12 protein-coding genes are annotated in these 23,687 nt (G+C 43.1%); 1 reads left to right on the top strand and 11 read right to left on the bottom strand.

The features are described 5' to 3' along the window. Positions 1-19: 19 nt before the first annotated feature. From HY960_06085 to HY960_06035, 11 genes are all read right to left on the bottom strand, one after another. Positions 20-2,965 (bottom strand): TonB-dependent receptor, encoded by a 2,946-nt coding sequence (locus tag HY960_06085; protein MBI5215304.1) that lies wholly within the window; start codon positions 2,963-2,965, stop codon positions 20-22. A gap of 14 nt (positions 2,966-2,979) precedes the next feature. Continuing rightward, positions 2,980-4,863 (bottom strand): hypothetical protein, encoded by a 1,884-nt coding sequence (locus tag HY960_06080; GenBank protein MBI5215303.1) that lies wholly within the window; start codon positions 4,861-4,863, stop codon positions 2,980-2,982. A gap of 41 nt (positions 4,864-4,904) precedes the next feature. Continuing rightward, positions 4,905-5,375, bottom strand: coding sequence for a hypothetical protein (locus tag HY960_06075; protein MBI5215302.1), 471 nt, complete (start codon positions 5,373-5,375; stop codon positions 4,905-4,907). A gap of 572 nt (positions 5,376-5,947) precedes the next feature. Continuing rightward, positions 5,948-8,149 carry a hypothetical protein gene (locus HY960_06070; protein ID MBI5215301.1) on the bottom strand — a complete coding sequence of 734 codons (2,202 nt, stop codon included), beginning with the start codon at positions 8,147-8,149 and terminating at the stop codon, positions 5,948-5,950. An 11-nt stretch (positions 8,150-8,160) separates the two neighbouring features. Beyond that, positions 8,161-9,882 carry a tetratricopeptide repeat protein gene (locus HY960_06065; protein ID MBI5215300.1) on the bottom strand — a complete coding sequence of 574 codons (1,722 nt, stop codon included), beginning with the start codon at positions 9,880-9,882 and terminating at the stop codon, positions 8,161-8,163. 177 nt (positions 9,883-10,059) lie between these two features. Continuing rightward, on the bottom strand, positions 10,060-12,807 hold the full coding sequence (locus tag HY960_06060; protein MBI5215299.1) for a hypothetical protein: 2,748 nt from the start codon (positions 12,805-12,807) through the stop codon (positions 10,060-10,062). 313 nt (positions 12,808-13,120) lie between these two features. Continuing rightward, positions 13,121-15,094 (bottom strand): exo-alpha-sialidase, encoded by a 1,974-nt coding sequence (locus HY960_06055; GenBank protein ID MBI5215298.1) that lies wholly within the window; start codon positions 15,092-15,094, stop codon positions 13,121-13,123. A 185-nt stretch (positions 15,095-15,279) separates the two neighbouring features. After that, entirely contained in the window at positions 15,280-16,599 is a 1,320-nt protein-coding gene (locus HY960_06050) for an MFS transporter (protein MBI5215297.1), read from the bottom strand. A 187-nt stretch (positions 16,600-16,786) separates the two neighbouring features. Next, positions 16,787-17,602 (bottom strand): carbohydrate ABC transporter permease, encoded by an 816-nt coding sequence (locus HY960_06045; protein MBI5215296.1) that lies wholly within the window; start codon positions 17,600-17,602, stop codon positions 16,787-16,789. A gap of 24 nt (positions 17,603-17,626) precedes the next feature. After that, on the bottom strand, positions 17,627-17,860 hold the full coding sequence (locus HY960_06040) for a hypothetical protein (protein ID MBI5215295.1): 234 nt from the start codon (positions 17,858-17,860) through the stop codon (positions 17,627-17,629). Positions 17,861-18,161: 301 nt separating this feature from the next. Continuing rightward, positions 18,162-21,356 carry a hypothetical protein gene (locus HY960_06035; GenBank protein ID MBI5215294.1) on the bottom strand — a complete coding sequence of 1,065 codons (3,195 nt, stop codon included), beginning with the start codon at positions 21,354-21,356 and terminating at the stop codon, positions 18,162-18,164. 156 nt (positions 21,357-21,512) lie between these two features. Here HY960_06035 and HY960_06030 point away from each other — a divergent pair, with 156 nt between their 5' ends. Continuing rightward, positions 21,513-23,678 carry a hypothetical protein gene (locus tag HY960_06030; GenBank protein MBI5215293.1) on the top strand — a complete coding sequence of 722 codons (2,166 nt, stop codon included), beginning with the start codon at positions 21,513-21,515 and terminating at the stop codon, positions 23,676-23,678. Positions 23,679-23,687 lie beyond the last annotated feature (9 nt).

The raw sequence follows: 23,687 nt of genomic DNA, 5'->3' as shown, positions 1-23,687 counted from the left end.
CATTAAATTCCTATTAACATTATTCCCAATTTAATTTTACACCGAGTAAAATTTGACGCGGGGGTTCGAAGACAGTGGGCGGAATACGTGCATCGTTATTTCGATACGGGTTTATCACCTTCTCCTCATTATTATTATAATCACCGAACACATACGGTCTTCCGTCTCTATTATTAAATCCGCCGTTTGGATCTCCAGTCTGTACGTTTCTCCGGTTAAATAAATTGGTAATATCGAGCGTAACCTGTGCGTTCATTCTACCAAAGAGCAGAAATCCTTTATAAATAGAAAGATTCGTCGTTGAGGTATAAGGACGTGTTTCATTATTTGAAAGATATTCATTCTTCAAATCAGTACTCCGTCCTGTAATCTGCGGTGTATAAGGGAATCCGCTTCCATAACTCCACGTTAATGAAATACCGTAATTATTGATAAAAGGAAGTCCGAAAAACTCTCCTTCTTCATTATGCCCAACACGATAACTGAAGATAAAATTTGCCGTATGCTGTTGATCCCAATCTAATCTGGTTTCTCTCGGCAAATCGGAATTAGGATTAATAATTGTGCCGATTTCACTGGACGAACGACCCTTAGCAATTTGATATGAATAGCTGATACTCGAAGTAAGGTGTTGAGAAAAATTATTACTTGCAGATATCTCGAATCCCCTCGTACTTGCATAGTCAAGATTTTGATATATCCGAATTTCACCAAGTCGCCTGACCAACGTTATATAACCGAAATAATCTTTATAGAAAGCATGAACTGAAAAAGCAAAATCATCAGTCATCTGGTCTTCAAATCCTGCTTCATACTGAACAGTTTTTCTTGGTTTCAAATTAGGATTGCCAAGCCAACTTTCTACATTTCTTGGCAAATCTCTATAGTATTGGTCACGTTCAGGATATTGATAAAAATGACCATAGTTAAAATAAAACACGATTCTATCTGTTACCGGATAACCAATTGCAAGCCTTGGACTAAAATCTCCATGCGTCAACGCATACCAAAACCTATCCGCATCTGACAACAATAGCTCATCACTTTCATCTGAGAGGTCAAGACTATACTCAACACCATGGACATCCATCCATTCAGGACGTAATTTTTCTCCTTCATTTGTTTCACCCTGATTTACATTACTATACCATCGTTTTACAAAACTTGAGTAATACACCTGTCTTCCTAAATCTAGATAATCATAACGAAGTCCTAAGTGAATATTTAAACCAGAAAATTCTATATTATCCTGAACGTATAATGCTCCCCTATGTGGATAATTATCCAACACATAACGGATTTTCCCATACCCCGGATATAAACCTCTGTGTCTATCCATATACTCGGGGTAGGGTGGGGAAATTAACTCACCTGTAGTATCATCTTTGATGAGTGCTGTTGGTTGAGAAATATCAGTTGATTGTAACACCTCGTAATTAAATTCCAAACCAGTTTTCAACAAATGAAGTTCATGAATCTGATTATTGTAGTCAAACCGGGCTGACCATTGCTCTGTATTTGATTGGTACCACCTTTGTGATGCACCAAGATCAACAAATCCATCTTCATTAATATCAAAATCGTAATCATTCGAATTAACAACTGGATATTCATATGGCTTTAATCCTGCAATATCATTACCATCCCTGTGCGAAAGCTTCGCTATATTCATTTTCATGAAAGCTTTTGGACTAAAGAAATGAGTCCATGATAACACATGCTGCGTTGAAAGTGTCGAACTCAGACTTGAAGAATCGGCAAAATATCGCCAGGAATGGACATAACCGTGCGAAGTTTGCAAACTCGCTCGGTAACCATAGGAGACCTGATCGTCTCCGCTAATATCGTACTTTATTTTAGAGTTAAATGTAAATGAATTTTCCAAGTTGTCATAGAATGTAAAACCGAGTCCGTTCATTATCCCGCCAAGGAAACCATCCAATTCAACCTTTCTACCTAGAGGATGGAAAAACTCATTATCATCGTATGAGTTTGCTCCGTCGCTTCGTGTAATATCCGCACTAAAAAAGAATGAAATTGAGCCGGGTAATTTCAGACCAAGCGAAGGCAACAAATATCTCGAGATTGGCTCAGGACCACCGATGTTATACGATTGATAAATTTCATTCTGGTTTGTGTTAGCTAGTTTATCTGTACGGTATTGCGCACCAACAAGTATTTTATCACCACCTGATTTCGTTGTGATGTTCACGATACCTGATTGCGCGTTCCCATAATCAGCATCGAATCCGCTTGTTTGAACACTAAGCGATTGAATCGCGTTTGCAGAAACCGAAAGCGCACCGGAACCACCGCCGATCGTACCCGATGAAACTCCTGCCGCTACCTGTGCAATTTGTTCGTTCACTTTCGAGGTACCTGTTAACTCCCCGGAATTTCCTACTATACTATTAACAGGAACACCATCAACAACGTACTGCACTTCGTTTGCGCGTCCGCCGCGAAGAAATAGATTATTTCCTTGTTTCACAACACCCGCCTGAAGTTTCATCACATCGGCAACATCTTTCACATTCGGAATTTCTTCAATCTTCTTTTCACTGATTTGTTTTGTTGAGCCGGTTGCCAATGGATTCACAAGTACATCGGCTCGAATAACAACTTCTTTCTGTTCCAACGCAGAACTTGTCATTTCAAAATTCAACTGTGTTGTTTCATCTGCCCCGACTTTTACACCGGTAGCTTCTACCGTTTGATATCCAATCTGACTTGCACGTACAGTATGAGAGCCAATCGGGACACCGATGATGGCATATTTTCCGTCCATATCCGAAACAGCGCCGCGCGTTGTTCCGACAACAAGAATGTTTACCCCCATTAACGGTTCATTTCTTTCATCTACAACACGACCGATTATTTTTCCGGTATTCCCTGCAAAGAGCAACGAACCGGCGAACGTACTAAAAAGAAAAAGAATTACAAGCGAGTAAAATGTTGTTTTCATTATTTTATCCTTTATTAACGTGCTTCAATATCATCTAATGCTGCCTTCAACACAAGGGCGGCATCGGCTTGTTTCATATAGTAGAGAGGGAATCCCAAGAGAATATTACTAAACGTGACACCCTCATACCGAACACCGATATCAAAGTTCTCAGCGAGGAAACTATCCGTTGCATGATCAAATTGGTAAATTCGTTCGCCAAATCCGATTGGTCGCACAAGCCACACTTCAGGTAACCTTCCATTCCATGCCGGATCTAGCTTTGAGCTGTCTAATGATGCATCGGGATAACCAAGTAAACCACGAGGTCCAATAAAACCCGGAGGTGGGTTATGAAAAATAGTATCCCTCAATAAATCTGCATGAAATAATCTAGGAAAAATTTGTTGTTCTTGAATATTAACATTGAGGCCCAGTCCTACATTCTTTGTACTCCAGATCATTCGTCCCCCAATCCGACAGTAATTAATTACCGCCTGTGCTTTTTTACCTAAAAAAGAGAGATTTGTATCAACAGAAGCATTTGGAACAAGGTCATCCCATTTCCCAAACGAACTTGTTACATCGGCGAACAACACGATACTACTGTATTTTCCTAATTCGCTCTGTTGAGGAAAACCCTCTTTTTTCGAGAGATGTAGTTTGTACTTTCCGGTCATCCCAGCATCAGCCATGATACTTTCGTAGAAAGAATTCAGTGTCGCGTAGGTGGGATAAGCAGGACTAATCTCGGGTTCTTTATATTCATATGAGAAATTCAGAAGAAGCGTTTTTTTCTGATATCCCGGCTTCATAAAGTCAGGATAGATTGTATAAAAATCAACATTTGCTCTTGTCGTATCCCATCGTACTATACTGTCTAATGTCGTATTGTACACCGGATACCAAAACAATCCTAATGTATCAATCGAACCAAATTCATTTCTCGCACGAACGTGGAATGTATGCCTGATATCGTATTTGATACTTGGATGAAAATGAGAAGCATTAACCAACGCTTCAGTTCGCTCACTCCATGGAGACCACGGAATGGGTTGATTATTTTCTACCCACTTGTCCTTGTCAACTACCCATTGATATTCTCTTGTACGACTATTGACATCGTAGGCATTAAACGAAAATTCAAGCCCGGTGAATGTAGCAGTGGCACGATCGAGAATGAATGATGTATCCTGTGGGGATGAAACGATATAGGTGTTAGGTGCACTAATTCTCGGAGTAACAAATTCGACAGTCGCGGGAGCGCCAACGGTCCCAAGATTATCAATAGCACGAATTTCAAATTCATGATAGTTCAAACTATCTTGAGAATCGAAAATAAATGTCCCACTGTTAGAATTCTCATGCACAGGAAAGCGCTTTACAATTCTTGTTCCTGTTGCTTGTTCAATTGTAGAATCAGGGTTTGATGCATACACACGAACACCTTCAATCAACACCGTATCTCCTCTGTACAGAGCCTCTTTAAATGCCGGTGTCAAATCAACTCCATCCTTTGGATTCAAATTTGCAAAATACTTATAGACTTTTGGCGCCAAGAGTTCACTATTACTATATGTCGTATCAATCATCAATGCAAGAGCGGCGGTACCTGTTCCGTATCGAATATTTAGGATTGTGTACCACGACTTTAATAACGTGTCCGTGACATTCCCATGTGTATTTGTAAAACTCCAACGATATTTATATGCCGTAATGTATCCGTCAGGGTCATCACCAACCCAAGAGAGAGTAATGACAGGGTTCGAGATATTGGACACAATATTCGTTGGTGGAATATTTGATAGTCGCGCTATAGGAGGACTGTTCTGGTAAACATTGCCATCGCCTTCGCAATCCATACCCAATATGGACAGTAAACTAAAAATGAAGATTCCGAGTAAAAGTATTCTTTTCATATTTTTCTAAACTTATAGTGAATCCGCTTCGTCTGAAAATCTTAATATGTCTTAATAGAAGAAATAAAATAGTACGGGTAGAAATAATATTCATCCGCACCTCTGACTAACGATGAATCTACATCTATCGTTAGTGTCACTACCGTTGTCCTATCCGCTTCGATCGAAAATGATTTCCTGAATTGTAATGTAACGTCGAGCGTTGGATTTTCTGGTGGTTTTACAACAGGAATATTTCTGTACCCATCTAAGACCAAATCTCCCTGAGGTTTCATCAAGATATTGATACCGGCAAAATCTCCTGGGGGAGCATATGTCTGTCCAATAACTAAATTTGAATCTCTTGCGGCAGGCTGTAAAATATTATAGGTAGAATTCTCTCTTCTGATAGCTCTCAAATCTTGATAGACATTCAACTTTGCATCGTCATTCCTCACCGCTTTAACCTCGGTAACAGACATAACAAAATTGTTGAGCCCGCTAAACGCTATTTGGTCTGACTTTGTTTTCAAGCGAATTTCAAGGATTCCGGGGGCCGGGGAGGCATATTCATATTGTTCACAACTATTGATGAACAGTAAAAGAATTGACAATATTCCAATAAGGATTATCGGTTGGATGTTAACTCGTTTCATGTGTAATCTATTAAAGGTTTGAAAAACTTCTGATAGTATGTAGATACTTCGTTAAACTATTATACAAAAAAAATGGTTTGGTGACAAATATCATTTACTTAATTATAGCGTTCGATTCTTCTATTCTGCAAATGGTTCTACAATTTTCTCTTTGGAATTCATTCCTTTTTGCAAATCACCTTGTCGATTTATCGGATGAACTCTATATCAAATAAACTATGCGTTTCAGTATACTTTGTCTCCTAAGTTTTACTTAGATATTTTCTCTTGTAACAAGATACAACGAGATTAGGAAAATGTCAATCAGGAAATTCCCTATGCTACTGTAAGGAATTTCCCGATGCTTTCCTGATACGAATTACCGGTTTATGGCAGGATGTTTGTTTGCAAATAAACGGATTGATGGTGTTTAATCATGTTTGAAGTCGCCATTGAATCCCAATCACGGTTCATCTACGATGTTTCTTCAATCCTTTTCCATGAAAAACACAGTTGTCTAAATTAAAAGGTAAAGGTTCATAGACAATTTCATTTTCTACAATCCTTATCCCGACGACATACTTTAGTATCAAGTCAATAATCCACGAGTGCTGATAATCATCCACGCCGCGATAGGTACTTGGTTTACCCGTTAATGGATTGTAATGCTCGAAACAATTCGGTCGCGTTACATCACCATCAAAGAACATCATCCGAATAAATAGAGAAATAAACTCAACTGCCTTTGCTTTTAGTTCATCATCATTGAACCGTAGTGCAGTTTGCGCTAATGCTTCTGCAATGTGGCTGTTCGTCATGGGCCACACTCTTCCGTTCCACGGACAGTTCATTCGCTTCCCCTTCCACTCTGCTTCTGCATTGAAATACTTGTCATCCACACTGGATGAAGGAACCGGAAATTCTGTCCAAAATTCTTTAGAATTCAGCAGATGAGATTTTAAACCCGCAATATGAGACTCGTCAACAATATCAGTCATGTACGGATAAAAACACGTCGCCGCTTTCACGTTCGTTCTCTTTCCCGTTTTCGGATTCACATCAAAAAACATTTGCTCATTCTTGTCCCACATCTTTTCCAACACCGCTCGCTTTATCTCCAATGCTCCATTACTCCAATACTCCACTTCACCATCACTCCGCTTCAAGATAGTAGCAATCCACGCAAGCCTTTTCTTCAACTCATAAATATAGACAGTAAAATCAACGCCTTTCAACCGAAACACTTCTCCCCAATTATCTTTATCTGCATTCTTATCAACTGCAAGATAACGGTGCATATACTCCTGTCCTGTTTCGTAGTGATTGTCAATATCGTACAATCCGCTTTGTTCTGCATCTCGTTCGCGATCGAAATACTCAACATATTTTTTCAACCCTGGATAGACTTGCTTCAAAAATTTCACATCAGGATGAAGTGCGCGAAGTTCTCTCAATGCCATTCCCCAATTTGCATGATAAAACATTTCCTGTCTGTAGTAATTCACATCAATATACCCGCGAAATCCTCCATCTTCTCTTTGATTGCTAAGGAATGTCAACAAACTTCCTTGCGCAAGTCTCGGATTTTTCAACCAACGATTTTCTAACATATGACATGGCGCGCTGTATGAAATCGGCGCACGGAAATAATCAATCCCTTCACACACAAACGGATGTTTGTAATTTCCTTCCTTTACATCAATTGTATTCAATTTCAATCCGTACCAGCGATACCAATAATATTTTGTAACGTATTCATCCGAACAATGAAAATATGGGACAGTCAAAAAGTAATCATTCCAGTTTTTCTCACTTGCTTTGACCGGATCTTTCAATGTAACTGCAACCGAGATGCTTTTCTTTACAATAGTTTTTGTTGGTGCGGCTGCAAAGAAAACACCAACATCCTCACTGCTCAGCGCTCCGAGCTCAACGCTCGTTTGCAAAGCCATAAACATCAATCCATCATCCGTCACTCCGTTCAACTTTACATCATTCTGAAGTTTCCCGTTCCGGAGTTTCTCTGCAAACGGTGTCAACTTCCAGTGAGGTTGTATCACCGAACCTTCGCTGAGGTTGATTGAACTTGATTCTACTTTTTTGTTGAGTGCGAACGAACATGCAACGGGGAGTATTGGAGCATTGGAGCGATGGAGATGTTTTGTGAATGAAATAATTCCCTTCTTCACCTCAACATCCTCAATCCATGTTGTTTTTGTTGATGGTTGACTCGGTTGAATCGTCCACGCAACAAATGTCAATGTTCTTTTTTTGTTTGATGTGTTCTTGATATGAACGACTGATGCAAGCACGTCGTTTGGTAAACAACACTTCGTTTCGTGAATCGTGAATCCCTTGCCCGCCTTTGGCGGGTGAAAATCGTTAATCGCTTTGTCAAACCCCGAACCTCGAACCTCGAACCAAGTAACCAGTTTCGATGGATTCCATTTCCTACTTTCCGCTCGTAAAGAAATCTCATCTCCATCTTCCGAAAGAATCGTCCATGTAAACACCGGTTCAATCGAATAATTATAATAGTGCGCTTTATCCCAGAAGCCGGGATAATCAAGCCAGACAGGAAAGGTCGGTGTCCAAATCAAACGGTTGCCGCCGCCGAGATACCATTTGTCGGTTCGTTCTAAATATTTCAGTGGTCGGATTTTTTTCATCATCTCTCCTGAAGTCACTTTACATTCTCTAATCTCTGCAATGCTTCCTTTGCCGCTTGATATCCAGGCGCTAACCGAAGCACCTCCTCAAATTGGAACCTTGCTTCTTTAAATTTTCCTGTCCTCGCCAACACATGTCCATAATTAAAATGCGCCTCAATATGATTCGGATTCATCCGCAACGCATTTTGCAATTCCCGACTCGCTTCACTTTCCTTCCCTTGCGAGAGATACAGATTTCCTAAATTAGAATACATGTCGGCAGTAGGGGCAAGTTCCAATCCGCGTCGCCAACTCTTTTCTGCCTCAACCAGATTCCCTATCCGTGCAAACGCAACACCAAGATTATTGTATGTCTGCTCATATGTCGGCATGATGCGTATTACTTCGCGGAAATGAGAAATTGCATCGCTTGTCTTTCCTGAACCAAGTGCAACCGTTCCGAGAATATGGTGAGCGAGATAATTATCAGATGTTACGGCAAGTGTGTGTTCAAACAATGTCTTGCTGTTTTTCCATTTCCCCGTCTGCATGTACGTTGCCGACATCATCGCTCCAACCACAAGTACAAAAAAGATTGTAAGCAACTTGCGATTGCTTTCCTTCAACAAAGACGTCCCTGCAAAAGCAATCATTACTGAAACTCCAATCAACGGAATGTACATGTACCTATCTGCCATTGCCTGCATCCCGACCTGAACGATTCCGATGACCGGTACAAGCGTCCCGAGAAACCAACACCAACCGGTAAACAAATACGGATGGTTTCTCTTTAACTTCCACACAAGCACACTCACTCCGACAAGAATGATGATTGAGCCAAGAATCAAGAGAATACTTATTGAATTTTCCGGGTGAGGATAAAAAATTGCAAGTCCGCTTGGGAACAATGTCAGTTTTAAATATTGAACATACGACACCACCGCATTTGCCAATCGTTCATTCATTGGAATCACCATCGATTCAACAACCGACCTTCCTTTATCCTGAACTATGACTGTGATGATGCTTGATATGAGCGATAACAGAAAGAATGGAATTTTCTCTTTTGCTAAATCAACAAATGATTTGCTCATGTTCTTTTTGCCACGTACCGGCAGTGCTTCACCGAGCCTGAGTCGTTGAAGGGGCCAATAATCCAGTAACAACAAGACAAACGGTAGCGTTACCAACATCGGCTTTGCAAGCAATCCCAAAGCAAAGAAGAGAATCGTAAAGTAAAAATATTTTTTATTTTCGGATTCAGCATACAATACATACGCTCCCATCGTCAATATCCAAAAGAGAGACGATAAAACATCCTTACGCTCGGAAACCCATGCGACAGATTCCACATGAAGCGGATGAAGCGCAAACACGAACGCCACGAACGCGCTCTGCCACAACGATTTCGTCATCCGCTCGAACACGAGAAATAGCAAGACACTGTTCAGTATATGAAGCAACAAATTCGTGGTATGAAATCCCTTCGCGCTCAACCCGTACATCGAGTAATCAGCCGCAAGCGAGAGCCATGTTAGCGGATGCCAGTTGCTTTGCTGATTTGTTTGAAATGCCCATTTGATTGTTTCGCCAGTCAGCCCCGATTGCACCTGACGATTGTTCAACACATATCCTGTGTCATCAAACTTGATGAACTCGCTCTCGAAAATATTGATGAAAGCAACGAGCGTTGTTGCAATGAGAAGCACTATTATAGTGTAGCGCTGTTGTCTGTTTTCTATTTGATGTTTCATTCGATGGTAATATACTTCACTCACGCCAAGACGCAAAGCCGTCAAGATACCCCCTTGTGTGACATTCTTAAGCGTACGGTAGATGGACTCCACCTGCGGGTGGAGTCCATCTGAGCACTACTTCAATGTTATCACAATTTCTTTAATGAAGAATTTTTGATCGGTCTATGCTTATCTTTATTTTTGATGAATTCTATTGGGAATTGGTATTTCTTTTCTAATAAATTCGTTTTTTGATTTTCCGTTAAAGGAAATTTCTAATGTCATTTTATCAAGACTATAACTTGTTCCATTTTCAATTTGAGAACTCCTTACGTTACCAGGTTGTCTAAATAATTCCAACTTGTATGTTTTTCCCGACAAACCCTCGACGATTAATTGTAGACTATCATTAATTACTTTTTGTGTTATTATTTTCAAACCATTGTTATTAATACCAATACTTGTGTTAGCTTTTGGAGGTAAGAAGAGTGGATTAGAATAAGGATCTCTATCTGTATAACAATTTACAGAGATTCTTCCTTTTATTTTAAAAGTTAATAAAAGATGATTATCAATTCCTTTTGAGAATAAACCTACGAGCCTTTGTCTATTTAAACTATAACTCTGAGATTCTCCTTCTCCTACAACATTTTTTGTATCTAAGTCTAATAACAATACGCCTTCATCAAATTTTTCATTTGGTCTACAAGTTGCTGAAAAAATAATATCAATGCTATCTTTTCCGCGAGTAGCTAATAAACATTGAGTAGTAGCATCATTAAATTCAACAGAGATTGTATCTTCTCCTACTATTATATTACTAACATTGTACAATTGAACAACGTCTGTCAATGAAAAAACATGAGGACTAACATTAATTTTCCCTCCCACCCCATCCACCTCCAACCCCAACAACCCTCTCACCAACGGAAGCATGTACCCTGTCGTAGAGAATCCCTGATGATGATACCCTTCTCCGAGTTTTTCATTTAACTCTCCGGAAAATACTTCAGGTACAACGCCAAGCGCATGGTCAAAAACGTGAGCGATGTTTGCTTTCAAAATCTGATAGCCGGACAATGCGTAATGATGTTTGAATTGCGCAGTGTTAAAAAATGTACCGATGAAGGGCCACACCGCTCCGTAGTTGTAGTTCGTCGGTTCGAACAATTCGCTCTTGTTGGAAAGCGTTCGCACTCCCCAATCGGTACACATGTCCGCCGAGTTAAACGCCTCGATGCTCTTCGCAGTCCGTTCTTCATCAAGCAAACCGAACATCATCGCCACGCCCGACCACGGAGTTTTCTCCTTCACCTGCTCGCCTTTTTCCGTTGCACCGTACGCGTAATATCCTTCTTCTTCCATCCAGAATAATTCTTCAAGTCGCGGCTGCGCTTTTTTGAATTGTTCATCCGCTTGCTTCGCCGTGAGGCTATCACCAAGAAGTTCTGCCATGTACTTCATCTCTTTCGTTCCCTGCACGAACACGCCGCACGTATAAACATCCGCATAAATGCCGACGAGTTTTCCGAACTCCAGAGCGCCGAGTCCCGCGCCTTTCAAATCCATCAAACCGTCGCCGTCGGTATCTTTGCTCAGGCACCACTCGTACGCCTGCTTCACCGATTTCCAACTCTGCCGCAGAAACTCCACATCGCCGCTCGTGCGAACGTAATCTCCCATCGCCACAAGATACCATGGAGAAGTATCGGCGTGATTGTAGCCGTATCGGTAATCGTTCCACCAATCGCACAAGCCGTCGCTCTGAGAAAGTTCGTGCGACATCTTGCCGACATCTTTCGGCGGCTCGTTCTGGTCTTTTTTTCTGATGGGATAATTCTCCTGTCTCTGCCACTTTTGTGTGAACGCAAGCGCATCACGCGATTGCTGAAACATCCCGACGCTGTTCATCGTGAGGATGTTAATGAACGCATCGCCGCCGAAGTACCACGCAAAACCGGGGCGCGCGCCGCCACCCGAAAGTCCGAAACCCGCAACCATTCCGTAACCGAGACGCGGATTTTCAATCATTAAATTATCGAGAGCAACCTTTCCCCACTCGTACGCAAGATTGATTTCTTTATCCGGCGTGGTGATTTGCATTGTCGAGGTGCGGAGGTTTTGATAGTAGTCGAAACACTCATTGTAATATTTCTCCGCGTTCTGCCATAAGTTTGAATACGTTGCCTTCACGACCTTCTTCAACGAATCCCTGTTCGATTGAAGCGTTGACCAATCAGGAACTACACCGGCAATGACAAGCGGAATAAATTTCCCAGTCGTTTCTCCCGGTTTAATATCAATCCGGAATTGTATCGGGTTATCGGCAAACATGTGTGCGGGGGGCGCCGCCATCTGCGTTCCGGCGGGAGAGCCGCACAAGAACACGCTCCGGTATTGCGGTTCGGAAATCAAATACGCTTTCACATCATCTTCCCAATAACTGAACTGTCCGCCAACACCGCAGGGCCACATCGGTTGCATCACAGGAATAAATCCCGGAATGATGGATAGCGGAGTAGTGGAGTGAACATCAAGCAACAAAATCGCACCGGGTTCGTTGCGAGGGATGAAGATATGTTCTTTCACCGTGAACGATTCATAGGTGTAGGTCAGCGTGGTCAATTCCGGTGTAACGGAGATTGTCCGGACAATATCTTTTGCAAGAATTGGCTGAGTTGATGTGCCGAGAAAGAATTGCAATTCAAAATTTCTGAACGGCTTCCAGGGCCACACCCACATCTCGAACTGACCACTTTCATAGCCCATCAATCCCGCCCGCCGACCAATCTTATCGAAGTATTGATTCGGTTGGGCGAGACGGGAAAGTTCGAGGTCGTTTGGTTTGAAGTCGAACGCGGAGATATATTTTTGTTCCGGGATTTTGTCTTGTGCAGAAACAAATGTTAGAGCAGTGACAAGAAGGAGGAGAAGTCGTTTCATAGTTTTTTGAGTTTTAAGTTTTGAAATATTCAGGTTTCAATTTCTTCAACATGGGGCTGTCTCAAAAGGTCGAATGGTGGTAGGGCAGACATTCTTGTCTGTCATCGTTTCGTGTTCTTTGCACGTGTCTGTCAGACAGGAATGTCTGACCTACCATATTGTTATTTAAATTGCCATAAATTTCTGTCTGCACTTTTATTCTGTATTGAATTGGTAGGACAGGCATTCCTGCCTGTCATCGTTTCGTGTTCTTACCACGTGTCTGTCAGACAGGAATGTCTGACCTACCATCAGGAATGTCTGACCTACCATGTTATTTTCCATACATCATCAACTTCCCCGTCTCCACCACCGGTTCGTTCTCTGAACCTGAACGCGTGCACAACCAAAAACGATATACGCCGGGTTGTTCTCGTTCAGGTTTCCATTTCACCTGATACGTTCCTGCATCTTTTACTTCGTCAACAAGCGTTGCAATCGCTTCTCCTTCACGTTCGAATATTTTCAGTGTAACGTTGCCGTGTTCTTTTACTTCGTAGGTGATAGTATTGCTTGATGAAAAGTACACAGGCGATTGTTCAATATTTTCTGTTTGAAGAATCTTCCCACGTGCTTGTGCCGCAGATGCAAGAAGAAGTTGCCCATCCTGATTTGTCTTCACAAACGTTGCCGTCCCGGGATGAATCGTATCAACCGGATTGTATCTTGTTCCATCGAACGAATAAAACGGCGTGGAAATTATTCCCGGAGGAATACTCACAATGTTGTTTACTGCTACAGGCTCTGAGATCGAACCGAGCATGTTCCAACTTTCTTGTACATCAAGCGTTTCGCGGGTAACCTGTACTCCCAACAGTTGAATGCTGTCCGGCGAAGGAAATTTCATCCAGTACCCAGCACCGAGCGCAAGCGTTTCTTTGACGACGTAACTCCCTTCGTAGGCAAACGCAGGCGATTCCGCATACGGGAACAATTCGCTCTTCCGGAAATCATTGACGGCAAGAGGAACGGAAACCATGTTCCATTTTTCACGGACCGACAAACTGGCATGGTAGGTATCATCAAACGGCGCAATCCAGACGCTGAGTTTACTTCCGTCAAGTCGCATCCAAATCGGATAGACCTTCCCCTCAAGTGCGGCTATGCAAGAATAATCACCAAAGAAAATACTTGACGTCGGTGTGAAGGACGAATCGCTCACTCTGAAATTGGTAAACGTCTCGCCGCCATCGGTTGACTTTGCAACATAGAAATCAGTGGCGTTGCCGGTGGTGTTTCTTCTATCATAGAAGCAGACATACACGACTCCCGTCATAGGGTCAACTGTCATCCATGAAAAAAACTGGTGGCGCGTTGTCGTGTCGTTATTCACCCGCACAACATTTCCCCACGTTGCGCCTCCGTCGGTTGATTTGATAATGAATGCATCCGTATTGCCCGTTCCGTTCCGTTGGTCAGTCCACTGAACATAAACATTGCCGCGATGCGGAGAGTTGCTGATATCGCATGCGGTAATCGGTAAGCCATTTGCGCGGTAAATTCCGGGGATTGCATAATCCCAACCGCCGGGTTGCGGCGTAACAAAGACATCCGTTCCCCATGTCACGCCGCCATCGGTTGATTTATCAAACATAATTCCAAGCGGACCCGACCATGCAAGATAGACCTCGCCGTTCGGTCCGACTGCAGGCACTGCGCCTTCAACTGTTTCATCTTCGTCAATGCAGTTGCCGCCGTGGTCGCTGATGCGAACCGGCGACGACCACGTTGCGCCGGCATCAGTTGTGCGGGAGAAAAGAATTCGCGTGCTATCAAGAACGCTGGAACTTCCGTAACTATCAAACTCCGTCCACGCCATATAGACATTGTTGCGATACGGCGAGTTTGTCCAATCTACGATAAGCCATTCTTTGTCCTGATTTTTACTTGGCGGACTGAACCCGATGCCGGCTCCGTTGTTCCATGTTTGTCCGCCGTTGGTAGATTTTTGTACAACGATGCGGTCAATCCAATATCCCGGCGACGGCGGATTGGAAAGATGTCCGAAATATAAATTACCATCCGCGTCGTACGTAACAACGGGATCGCCCCAAACTCCATACGAAGAACTGAGTCGCCCTTGCGTCCAACTTTGTCCGCCGTTCGTGGAGTAATAGTAATAATTGATATTCGCTCCCGCCGCGAGATTGAGCGGGTTAACCGGATTGATTGCAATGCTCACTTCTTCCGGGTCATTGGAAGAAACACTGCTGACTCTGATGTTCGGGAACTGTGAAAGAACTGGCATGCAGACGCACACGATGATGATTAACACTGTGAAGATTCTGGGTAACATGTTCATCATCTTTCTTTTGTCATTTGTTATTGGTCATTTGTCATTCGTCATTTGCATTTATAGTCTGTAACGTTGTGTAGTCACGTATTCCAGACTCTACGCTCTGTGCTCATTGCTCAGCGCTCACTGCTCACCGCTCACCGCTTCTTCGCATCAATCTTTGCCGTTACTTTCGAATAAATAGCAAGCCCGACGGCTGAAACAAATCCGATAGCAGAGAAATAATACCAGATATAATTTGCATTGTCGTATGCGTGAACCATTTGTTCGGGCGATAATGTTTTCGGGTCGGGACAATAATTCATCAACAAGTAACCGGAGATGCCGAAGCCAAGCACCGATGCAAGAAATGAGTGTAAGTGACTGAATCCGAGATATAATCCTTCTTCACCTTTGGGCGCCTGAAGTGAGAAAAATTCTAAATAGCGCGGGGAGATGAAACACTCGGCAAGTCCCTGGAACATTATACCCACAATCATCATCACCGTAACCGGATGAGCAGTAAACAACCCGAAAATAGAAACCTGATGCCCGGCAATTGATTCGAGTAACGGACTTGACGCCATACAAATTGCAGAGAATGGCATCAATACCATACCGACAAACATAGAACTGACCGCCTTTACCTTCTTCATCATCGCTGTTATGAGAACAACACATGTCATAACAACAGCCGGATTAACGTTGGCAATCCATTCGGGTGAGGCGGTAACGCCGACCGTGCGCAACACATATTTCGGCATTGTTGCATACATCTGGTGTTGAATCATCCAGAAGCCAGTGACAATGAGAATTAAAATCAACAAGCGCGGTCTTTTCAGAATGCGAACAAGTCCGTCCCACACCTCGCGAATCTTTTTTCCCTCGCCGTGCATATCAACATTTTTGTAAAAGAGATAGACAGTAATTAGCGCCAGCAACGTCATCAACGCGGAAAAATAATTGATGGAGACAAGTCCAAGATTCAGACGAAGCGGAAACGCAATGGTCTTTCCAAGGAACGCTCCGACATTCACCATTCCATAAAAGATAGAATATGCTTTTGCACGATTAGCCGAGTCGGATGTTTTTGCCACCGTACCGGTAATGATGGATTTGATGAACGAGCCTCCGAACATCAGAATGACGAACGCAGGAACAACCATGGCTTTGTACGGCAGTGCGCCGAGCGTGAAGTACCCGATAGTTAACAGTGAAAACGCCAGTAAGATTGCTTTTCGGAAACCGATTTTATCGGCAAACGCTCCGGTGAACGGCGGAAGAAAATACATTCCCGCCGAGAAGAAGCCGCTTAACCACGCGGCGTCCACATCATCGAACCCGACGACATCGGTGAGATAGAGAGTGACAGCGATGAACACTCCGTAATACGCCGCCCGCTCGAATAACTCGACGATGTTGGCAGTCCAGAATGCTTTGGGAAATTTCCAAGTTGATATTGTTTGTGTGTTGGTCATGTAGGTTGTAGGTTGTAGGTTGTTAAGTTTTGAGTTTTGAGTTTTGGGTTTTGGGTTTTGGGTTTCGAGTTTTAAGTTTTACTGAGAAATGTACTTTGTCTTCCGCACATCGCATATCTCATATCGCATATCGTTTCAATCTAAATCATTAATCGTAAATCTGCAATCAGAAATCAACCTTCAGAATTCACTTCATCCCGGTAAACGTAATTCCCCGAACGAAATATTTCTGTGCGAAAAAGAAAACGATAATCACCGGAAGCATCACCATAACAGCGGCTGCCATCTGGTGGGGCCAATCGGTTGTGTAGAGATTGCTGAAATTTGCAATCCCGACTTCGACGGTGCGCATATCCATTCGGTTTGTAACAAGAAGGGGCCAAAGAAAATCTTTCCAACTTCCCATAAATGCAAAAATGGCAAGCGTCGCAAGCGCAGGCTTGGAAAGCGGCAAAACTATCTTCCAGAAAATAGTGAACTCGCTTGCGCCATCAACACGCGCGGCATCTTCCAAATCTTTGGGAATGGTTTGAAAAAATTGCCTGAGCAAAAATATTCCCCACACACTTGAAAGCGACGGGGTAAACAACGCCCAATACGTATTCACCCAACCGAATTTGTTGATAATAAGAAATGCCGGGATGATAGTAACGATTGCCGGAATCATCATCGTGGAAAGATACAACCCAAACAATTTATCGCGCCCGACAAATTTCAACCGGGCAAACGCGTATGCCGCCATCGAACAAAATAATAATTGACCGAGAACGGAAGCAGTGGCAACAACCATCGTGTTGAAAAAATATCTTGGGAACGGTTGAAGTGTCAACGCTTCGATAAAGTTCGACCACTTCCATGACGATGGAAGAAACTTCGGGGGAAACTGATAGACTTCAAGTTCTGTCATCAACGATGTGCTAATCATCCAGAGAAAGGGAAGTAGCATCGTGAGGGCAAGAAGCAGAAGCGCGCTAATGATAATGTATGAATGAATTGTTTTCATCAAAAAATTCAACAGGAACGAATATTACGCCGGAACGAGTTCTTTCTGTTTTCCTAACTCAACCATGACAGAATCAAATCTATTGTCGTTTGGTTTGTAGGAAAGCAATTCAACCCCAATCACTTCGTTGTTCATTTCATCTTTAATTATTACAATTCCATTGTCAATTTCTTGACAGAGTTGATGTTTTCTCGGAGGTTGCCAAAAGACTGTTAGTAATTCTTCCTCCGGTTCATAATATATTTTTATTTGTGCCATAATATTTCTCCTTCTTTTATTTTGTCAGTTCGATAACATGTTATAAGAATGCCAACATCGTTTAAACGTTTTACAACGACCGATAGCCAACGGCTTTCTGATTTCGTATAAAACAGAAACACCAATTCATCGTGCCGGCTTTTTCTAATTTCGTCCGGAGAGGTGAGTGTATTCATTACATCTTGTAAGCGATTTTCCATATCGGGGTGCTTGGCGACCACTTTCTCCCATTATTCTCTCGTCGTTCTCACCGGAAATCCTAAGGGAGTTTGTACTTCAAACAATATCATCTTTTTCACAATCATTCTTGCCGTGACAGTATCTCATTCATAAACACGCCGCTGCTTTTCTTGCAATATGGAAACTCCACGATGAATGTACTTCCTTTTCCTGCTTCGCTTTCCACCCATACTTTTCCTCCTTGCATTTCAACAAGTTGTTTCACAATGGAAAGCCCTAATCCTGTTGAAGGTTCACCGCCAGTCGGACGTGCAGATAGTCTTTGGAATTTTCCAAACACCCGCTTCTTGTCTGCCTCGGTGAAGCCCTGACCTTCATCGTTCACCTCAAACCGGACAGAATCGTTCTCGGTGGAAGTTTTGATGCGAATCGGTTTTGCGCTCGGTGAAAATTTAATTGCATTATTCACAAGATTATCCATGACCTGCCGGATTCTCCCTTCGTCCGCTTCTACTAAACATACACCACCGCTCTCGAAATGTAACGCTTGCTCTTTTCGTTCTGCCATTTTTTGATTATTCAATACGACAGTTTGAGCTACCTTTGAAAAATCAACCCGTGTTATTTGTAATCTGAATTTCGGACTTTCAATCGCCGATGCTTCAAGCAATTCATTGATGAGTTCGAGCAAGCGTTCCGCGTTGGCATGGATATCATCCGAAAACTGTGCGGCGGTTGATTGGCTTTCCGATTCGGAGGCGATAACCTGAGCAAACATCTTGATGGAAACCAACGGGCTTTTCATATCGTGGGCGGCAATGTGAAGAATTTCCGACTTGATGAGATTTGCTTCTTCAGCAAGTTTCCGTTGTTGTTCTTCGAGTTGCCGCGACTGTTCCGCCCGCTCTTTTTCTTCCTGTAAATTTTTTGTCCGTTCTTTTACAAGTTCCAGCAACTTTTGTTCGCGAATTTTCATCCTGCGTAATCTCAACCGGAACAAAGAGTATGTTACTCCGGCAATTGTAACAATGCACAACCCGTAAAACCATACCTCTTGATAAAAATTCGGAAGCAGGGTAAAACTAAACGAAATCGAAGGTCCTAACTGAGTCGAATCTTCTCCGCTCGTGGTTACCCAAAACGTATATGTTCCGGGGGATAAATTTGTATAGAATGCCGTTCTTCTTGTTCCTGCTTCTTTCCACTCTTCATCATAGCCGTCCAATTTATATTTGAAATGAACTTTCCCCGGCGCGTAGAAACTTAAACCGGTATATTCCACTTCCAGTTCTCCCGAACCGACCGGAATTCCTGTCGGGTCAAGTTCAGAAAGTGGTTGTTCGTTCACCAACACTCGCTCTATGATGACCGGGGAGATAATTGTATGCGGCTCTTCTTGTTTCGGATTGACGACCACAACACCTTTTATGGTAGGAAACCATAACCTGCCATCGCGGGTTTTCCATCCGGCTGGTTGAGAACTGCCGTTACACTCGGCGCTTTTCATTCCTTCATCTTTTCCATACGCGACGCTATTGACCTTCTCAATTTTTCCTTCTGCAAAATCGAGCAATTCGCTTTTCTTCACCCGGAAAATTCCTTTGTTGCAACTCATCCACAACCGACCATCATCATCTTCCAGAATCCGGGAAACGACGTTGTTAAACAAACCATGTCGCTGTGTAATTTGTGTGAACTTCTTGTTTCGATAGAGAGTCAATCCGCCTCCTTGTGTTCCTATCCAGAGATTTCCTTCTTTATCCTGATACAAACTTCGTATCACATCATCCGACAAACCTTCCATGGTTGTGTACGAAGTGTAATTTCCGTTTTTGTAACGAGTCAAACCGCCGTTGGTTCCAATCCACATGGAGCCGTCGCTTCCTTCACACAACGACATCACGACATCGTTTAACAATCCTGTTCCTTTTGAAACTGACGTAAACCGAACGGGACTATCTTCATTCATCGTCGTCGTGCTTGTACTTAATCCGTTCGATGTTCCCACCCACAATCGTCCGTCACTATCTTCAAGAATACACTTGATAGTGCTTCCTGCCAATCCATCTCTTAATGAATAGTTGACAATCTTCCCGTTGACAAAAACATCCAACCCGTTCGTTGTACCCACCCAGACTCTTTCCCGCGAATCAACATAGACCGACCAGATAAAATTATCAGACAAGCCATCTTGGGTTGTGTATGATGTAAATTTCCTACCGTCATATTTTGTGAGCCCTTTGTATGTGCCGAGCCACAAATCTCCCGAAGGGCTTTCACAAATTGACCAAACAAAATCATAGACCAAACCATGAAGCGAAGTATAGGCAGTAAACAATGCATTTTTCAGGCGATTTAATCCGCCGCCGTTCGTGCCAATCCAGAGAAGTCCTTCGCGGTCTTCAAAGATTGACCAGACTAAATCGCTCGAAAGTCCGTTGCTGGTGGTGAAGGGAACAAACTTCTTCCCGTCGAACTCACACAAACCGCCGCCGTGTGTGCCAAGAAAGAGTTTTCCGCTTTGACTTTCCCACAACGACCAGACAAATTCATGAGTTAATCCATCTTTCTTTGTCCACGAAGTGAATGTTCCGTTTGAAAGACGCGTGAGTCCTTCCGTCGTTCCAATCCAGAGGGTTCCTTGTGCGCCCGCACGAAGGCAAAATATTTCAGCGCCGGCTGGAAAATGTGAGCTTGGAAATAATTCATACTCATTATCATGCCAACGTACCAATCCTTTTTCTGTTCCAATCCAGATGGAACCTTCAAGGTCGCTGCACACAGCACTGACAGTATTCGCCGGAAAACCCTCGTCGCGTGTGAGTGTTCGGAATTCTCCGTTACTGAAAAGTGAAAGACCGTTGCCATGCGCTATCCAGATTGTCCCACGTAAATCTTCACAAATAGTTCCGATGGTGTTGGAAAGTAATCCCTCGTTCTTTGTAAACGTAGTAAATTTTCCGTGCGATAATTTTGCCAAGCCGCCATCTTCTGTTCCAATCCACAAGTTGCCTGACTTATCTTCAAACAACGAGACAATTCTGTTTGAAGGTAACGCCGGAGTATTTCCGACATCAAAGACAGTAAAGCGAACACCATCAAACCGAACAAGTCCTTCGAGCGTTCCAAGCCAGAGATACCCATCTCGTGTTTGCGTGATGGAGGAAATCGAGTTTTGCGGCAGACCTTCCTCTGTCTGCCAGACTTCGTGACTGAATTGCGTGAGGACTTTTTGAGGGTTGTGCACATCGTTTGTAGTGTTCTGTCCTACACCTGCGACAGATGCAAGGAGAAAAAACCAAATGAGTTTCATCATGGACAATAGATGAACATTCATTCGACAGTACTGATTCGATTTGTGTTGCATTTGTAGGAAGATAAGAGATTCTCAGAGCGAAACAAAGCAAAAAAATAGATTTTTGATTTGTTATTTTTGACTTGTCTTTCTTCTCTAATTTCGCTACACTCTTGCATGAAAATTTTATCGCTTGTTATTTATTGTTTGATGTTTTCGTTCGCGCACGCGCAAACGGAGTACTTCGTTTCGCCAACAGGCAACGATACAAATCCCGGCACTGAACTTCAACCATGGAAAACATTACAACAAGCATTCAACGCCTCGACGGCAGGAAGTACGGTCTTCATTAAAGGAGGAATCTACAATGAAAAATGTACGCTCAATGTTTCCGGAAATTCTGTTGATGGCTTCATCGCGTTTCGTCCGTTTGAAGATGATACGGTTATCATGGATGGAACGGGAAAAACAGGCGACCAGATAATTCTGATTGAAGAGAAGAGTTACGTCAAAATCATTGGGTTGGAAATCAGGAACAATCTCAATCAAGCGTTCGGCTCAGGCATTTGGGTGAAAGGCGGCGGAAGTCATATCGAACTCAGGAACAACACGATTCATGATATGCGACGCGCGGGCGCGGGAGATTGCATGGCAATATCAATTTACGGAACAAGCAATACATCTCTTTCCAACATCGTTGTTGATAGCAACATTATTTATGATTGCGAGCCGGGACACAGCGAAGCGTTGACGCTGAACGGAAACGTGGATACATTTTGGGTGACAAACAATCTCGTTCACGATGTCAACAACATCGGCATTGATATGATTGGCGGCGAAGGAACTTGCCCAACTCCCTCACTTGATGCGGTACGAAACGGAGTTTGCCGCGGGAACATTGTCTATAATGCTCACTCGTTGTATGGCGGCGGATATGCGGCGGGGATTTATGTTGACGGCGGCATCAATATAATAGTGGAGAACAATGCTTCATACTCGAATGATGTCGGCATCGAAATCGGATGTGAAAATCAGGGACGAGTTTCTTCGGGAATGATTGTGCGGAATAATCTTGTGTTTGATAATGAAAAACGCGGTATCGGCATCGGCGGGTATGATTATCCGGCAACAGGAAAAGTAACGACGACAAGCATCCTCAACAACACTTGCTTCAACAACGATACGGAAGGTACCGGCGCGGGAGAACTTATAGTAGAGTACACGGAAGACTGCATCATCAAAAACAACATATTTTACTCATCTTCTCAAAACCGTTTGATGACAACAATGGTCGGAAACAGTACCGGAAATATTTTTGATTACAATCTCTGGTTCGCTCCGGGCGGAGTGAACTCAGCGACAATTGATTACGCCGGAACAGTGTACACCGGTTTCAATAATTACAAAACGGGAACAGGACAAGATGCAAACTCCACGTTCGCAAACCCGCTTTTTGTATCAAATACGCTTCCGAATCCCGATCTGCGATTGCAAGATGGTTCACCCGCAATTGATGCCGGCGACCCTGCGTTCGTTCCCGCTTCAGGCGAAACTGATTATGATGGAAACCCTCGTGTTGATAATGCACGTGTTGATTGCGGAGCGTTTGAAAAAGTTCAAACTGTGGTAACTGTTCCCTTGCTCCTTCAGCCGGAAAACAATACTGTTCTCGTTTCATCAAATCAAACTTTCATCTGGACGAGTTCGGATAGCGGCACAACCTACCATCTTCAAGTTGCTCACGACTCGTTGTTTCAATCATTGCTGAGTAACGATTCGATACTTGTAAATACATCAACACAAATTTCATTGACGGTGAACGGAACATACTTCTGGCGAGTACGGGCGAAGTTGAACAACGTCTGTAGTCCGTGGTCATCAATTCGGAAGTTCACGTACGCAAGTGCGAACAAGTGGTTCCTCGTTTCCGTCCCGCTTCGTGTCAGCGACCCGCGAAGAACAACGCTCTTCCCAACTGCTATTTCTGAAGCATTCTCGTTTGATAAAAATGCAGGATACACAATTCAGGATTCGCTTGAAAACGGAGTCGGCTATTGGTTGAAATTCGGTGCAGACCAAACATCGAATATCACCGGCGATAGCATCTTTGCCGACACGCTCGACGTTGTCGAAGGATGGAATCTCATCGGCACACTTTCCGTTCCAACTCAATCAAACACAATCATCACCGAAGGAACAACGCTCCAGTCATCCTTTTATGAATTTGAAAATGGATACAACCAAACAGAAACATTGCAACCGCTCAAAGGCTACTGGATAAAAGTCAACGATGACGGACAACTCCTTTTGAATTCAACAATACCTTCAAAACCAAATCACTAATCACTACCA

Source organism: Ignavibacteriota bacterium (genome assembly GCA_016212665.1).
Classification (GTDB): domain Bacteria; phylum Bacteroidota; class Ignavibacteria; order UBA10030; family SZUA-254; genus FW602-bin19.
This window is presented reverse-complemented; position numbering and strand designations above follow the sequence as displayed.

Bases quoted from the DNA above. Each gene is read 5' to 3' on its own strand.
- HY960_06085 (MBI5215304.1), bottom strand. From the start codon at position 2,965: ATGAAAACAACATTTTACTCGCTTGTAATTCTTTTTCTTTTTAGTACG.
- HY960_06080 (MBI5215303.1), bottom strand. From the start codon at position 4,863: ATGAAAAGAATACTTTTACTCGGAATCTTCATTTTTAGTTTACTGTCC.
- HY960_06070 (MBI5215301.1), bottom strand. From the start codon at position 8,149: ATGATGAAAAAAATCCGACCACTGAAATATTTAGAACGAACCGACAAA.
- HY960_06065 (MBI5215300.1), bottom strand. From the start codon at position 9,882: ATGAAACATCAAATAGAAAACAGACAACAGCGCTACACTATAATAGTG.
- HY960_06060 (MBI5215299.1), bottom strand. From the start codon at position 12,807: ATGAAACGACTTCTCCTCCTTCTTGTCACTGCTCTAACATTTGTTTCT.
- HY960_06055 (MBI5215298.1), bottom strand. From the start codon at position 15,094: ATGCCAGTTCTTTCACAGTTCCCGAACATCAGAGTCAGCAGTGTTTCT.
- HY960_06050 (MBI5215297.1), bottom strand. From the start codon at position 16,599: ATGACCAACACACAAACAATATCAACTTGGAAATTTCCCAAAGCATTC.
- HY960_06045 (MBI5215296.1), bottom strand. From the start codon at position 17,602: ATGAAAACAATTCATTCATACATTATCATTAGCGCGCTTCTGCTTCTT.
- HY960_06040 (MBI5215295.1), bottom strand. From the start codon at position 17,860: ATGGCACAAATAAAAATATATTATGAACCGGAGGAAGAATTACTAACA.
- HY960_06035 (MBI5215294.1), bottom strand. From the start codon at position 21,356: ATGATGAAACTCATTTGGTTTTTTCTCCTTGCATCTGTCGCAGGTGTA.
- HY960_06030 (MBI5215293.1), top strand. From the start codon at position 21,513: ATGAAAATTTTATCGCTTGTTATTTATTGTTTGATGTTTTCGTTCGCG.